Origin of the sequence: Aquiflexum sp. (assembly GCF_041751335.1) — a bacterium.
Lineage (GTDB): Bacteria > Bacteroidota > Bacteroidia > Cytophagales > Cyclobacteriaceae > Aquiflexum.
On sequence record NZ_JBGSXS010000202.1, the window covers coordinates 1 to 3759 of the forward strand.

General features: G+C 39.2%; 2 protein-coding genes. Both read right to left on the reverse strand.

The genetic code is table 11. The features are described from left to right. The coding region (locus tag ACEW8U_RS10985) for an ATP-binding protein (protein WP_373522087.1) at positions 1–3437 on the reverse strand (3437 nt) is incomplete at its 3' end. A gap of 1 nt (position 3438) precedes the next feature. Then, positions 3439–3759, reverse strand: a 321-nt coding sequence (locus ACEW8U_RS10990; protein WP_373522088.1) for a hypothetical protein, incomplete at its 5' end; no start/stop codon positions are given.

Sequence of the window (3759 nt, forward strand, 5' to 3'; positions counted from 1 at the left end):
CTGGAAATGGCCTGTTGATCGAATTTTCGGTAAAATTCCATTCCTTTTACCGTATCCGCACGATCAAATGACCGATTGGCCAATACCAGATAAAACAGGTTTTTATCAACCTCATCACCACTGGGGTGGCTTTCCAAAAAATTTAACGCATGGGTCAATGTTTCATCAGACAGTGGATAATTATTGTCCAATGTACCGGGGGGAGGAAAGGCCTTGATTTCAAAAGCTTTTGCAATCCAGAAATGCATGGCCTCTAAATCAACTCCTGTGGTGAACATTTTTGACAATAACCTCTTTCTATCCATATAGCGATAGAACATATCTGAATGATAGTTCCAACTGAACCACCCATCCCGGTAATCAGGATAAATGAACAATTCCTTTCTAGAAGGCTGCGTTGTCCTTACCCCATCGCCATAGTAAGGAATTGTTGAAGGTATTTTTACTTCCAAAAAAGCAGGGGATAACTTCGAATAATATTCAAATGCATTATCCAACCAGGAATCCAACAGATCCTGATTGATTTCCATTTGACGGTCAAACCAATATTTATGGGTAAAAACAGCTTTTCTTTTGGAATTGATGGCCAATTGATAATTCCTTTCTGATGGGTCTCTGATCTGATTAATATATATTTCATAATCTTCACTCATCTGATCATAAACATATCGGTCTGAAAAGAAAAGGTTAGGGTAAATATAGCCACGATAGGATCTTAAGGCCTGAGGTTCAAGATTGGCCCCAACATACAAATGTGTGATATATCCCGACCTGATTACAGTGTTCCTATAAACCGTTATTTCAGGGTTGTCAAATGTATTGGTTGCTATCCATTTCACAAACCTTGGAGTCAAATCCCTAAATTTATACTGATACAAATAACCCATAATATTTTGGTGGTTATTGAAAACCCTGCCCAATTCGAAGTACTCCCTTTGGCCATTGTTCAGTAATTGTTGAAAGGCCCATTCCACCCCATTGATATCTCCTTTGCTGGCATAAAGTGAAGCCAATGTATGGTAGCCATTGTTGAAATCCGTTGGCTGTCTTCCATTAGGTTCAAAACTTCCCTTTGGATAATATCGGGAAAAAGCATCTCTTCCCTCCTCACTTTCAGCAGGTGAAATGGTCTGAAGAACTTCATCGATACCTTCCGTTGTGGCATTGCCATCAGTAAGCCAAAGCTGAATGGCCAAATTAAGTTCAAAAGGCAACGTTGGACTAAAATGTCCTGTTACCTCATAAAAATCCACCACTCTATTCCTGTTTCTATCTGTTAATTCTGTTATAATTTTTTCATTTTCTTTGGAAGGACTGTAATAATTATCCCTCATCAAAATGAGCAAAAACTTATTGGTCTGTGCTAAAATATACTCTGATTCAATTGCAGGCTCCGGTGATTGTAGGTCCTTATAAATAAAATCAACTAATAAACCCCTAATAGGATCTTCAATATGCTTATCCATATAGATCAAAAATTTATAGGAATCGATGGCCTGAGAAATTCTGTCCTTTTGATTCATGGAAGTCAAAAATGAAGTCAAATATCCGGGTTCAAAACGCTCTTCTGCTAGTAGGTAAATAGCCTTATCCTGATTAATTACTTCCGGACTGTTCAAAAATGTTAAAGATTCATTCCTGGCACGGTCAATCACCCTTTCATTCGCTTTTTGTTCCGCATCATACCAATAAAAACCACTCAATACGAGCATCACCAAAATGGCAAAAAAGGTACCTATCCGTTGGGCGCCATACTTCATAAAAGTACGGGTAAAGAAAACATTTCTACTGCTTCTTTTCAGAAACTCCTGTATTTCAGTCAAGCGTATTTGAGCTTCCCTGGTTCTTATTTCATCATCTTCTTTGATTTCAGAATACCTTTTGATCCAACCCACGTTTGGTTTACATTCCTCATACCAGTTTTCGAAAAAGGACAATGGCCCAATAGGAAGTAAAAAATCCCTGCTTTTCCCATTGTCCTTCCAACGGTCGAGTTGTTTTTTGAAGTCCAAATAGGTGCTGTAAAACTCAAATTCCTGATTGGCCCAGGCGTTGAGTTTATTCCAGTTTCTGATCAAACTTTCATGGGTAATATCCAAAACCGTTTCCTCATGCAGAATATGGGTATCCGGGTCTTCTGTCCTGAAGGGCCTGATAAATGAATTCCCTTCTTCCCTGAAAATATTCAGAACCCCACCTACCACTTTGGAATTGAGGTCAGGTGTATTGATGATTTCGGTAAGTTCTCCCAAACTCATCCTGTTTCTTACCGCCCTGCTATTATCAATTTTTGTAAGCCCACTAAAAGTCAATGCAATAACCCGCTTGGCTTCGTGCTGGGAAATGGGGCTTTCAGGATTTACCTTGTTATAGTATTCCCACGCATTTTCATATAAAATGCTGGCATGGATTTCAATAACTTTGTTCAATCCCGTCTGATGATAATAAACCCGCTGATGCTCAGGCAATGATTTGAACCATTTTAGGAAAATCTTTTGATCATTGTCAGGCAATTCATTAGCAGGCATCCCTCCAACTTTAGCATAATGAATAAGATCCATTTCCTCAGCCCCACTATCGGCAGCCAACCAGATTTGGGTCAAAGCATGCTGTAATATGGGTAACTGATCTAAGCCTTCAGCCAAATCATAGACCAGCCTTTCGATCAACCTTTGGGAAATCCTGTTCCCGCTCAAGATCGCAGGTTCTTCAACGACCTGTTTTAAATCCTTTCGTTTTAAGCGCGGGACAAAGAACTGTGAAAAACCGATATATTCCGGAAGGCCTCTGAAAGCGGAACATTGACCGATATAATCCGAGCGCATGGTACAGACCACATACACGGGTATGTTCTTTTTGAGGGCAATTCGAGCAGTTTCCAGAATCAAATTCACCACAATCTGCGAATCCTGTGAAGGGGCTTCTTTGTAGAAGTTTTCCGGATTGGTAAAAAATTCCTCAAACTGATCCACAATGATCATCAAATTGGCAGCCTTTCTTTTCCTGGTTCTTTGTTCTGTTTCTTCTAAATGCTGCCACTTTTCATCCTGTTCATCTATGTAAAAATCAGAATTGGTATAAAGATCAATAAGGGAAGAAAAACCTCTTCTTAACTCTGTTTCAACGGTAGTGTCAAGAATATTGAATTTATCCGAAATGGCCTGGGCCATGTTCTTAACAGGGCTACGTTCAGGTCGGAAATCAGCCACCACCCAATTGGTATATTTCGCTTTGAAAAAACCTGCACGGGCGTTGGGAATCAATCCTGCATAAATCAAAGATGATTTTCCTTCACCTGATGCCCCAGTGACCATCAGGAACTTATTCTGCTCCAACAAAGCAGTAAGCTGATCTATCTGATGATCCCGGCCTTTAAAATAAATGCTTTCATCCTCAGTAAATGACCTTAAACCGGTATATGGACATATATTATTCATATCAGGTGCTTTCATCTATGTAAAAAATCCACCGGCTGACAAACCATGGATAATTCCCTTGAAATTCTTTCCAGTTTATTTTCAGCTCCCCTTTTCCTTCAGCATATCCATACAGGATTTCACTCAGCAATTTGACATAATCATCATCGGAAATATTATCAGGAAATTGACTTTTAGCTTGGTATAAGTAAGCATGAAAACCCAAAGAGCGGACAATAAATTGATTAGCAAGAATTTTCTGTGGAAGGTTTTTTATAATTCTAAAAGACCCTTCCAAATTTTCTTTAGGGTCAAATAGGGTATTGGCATAGGCAAGTTGTAT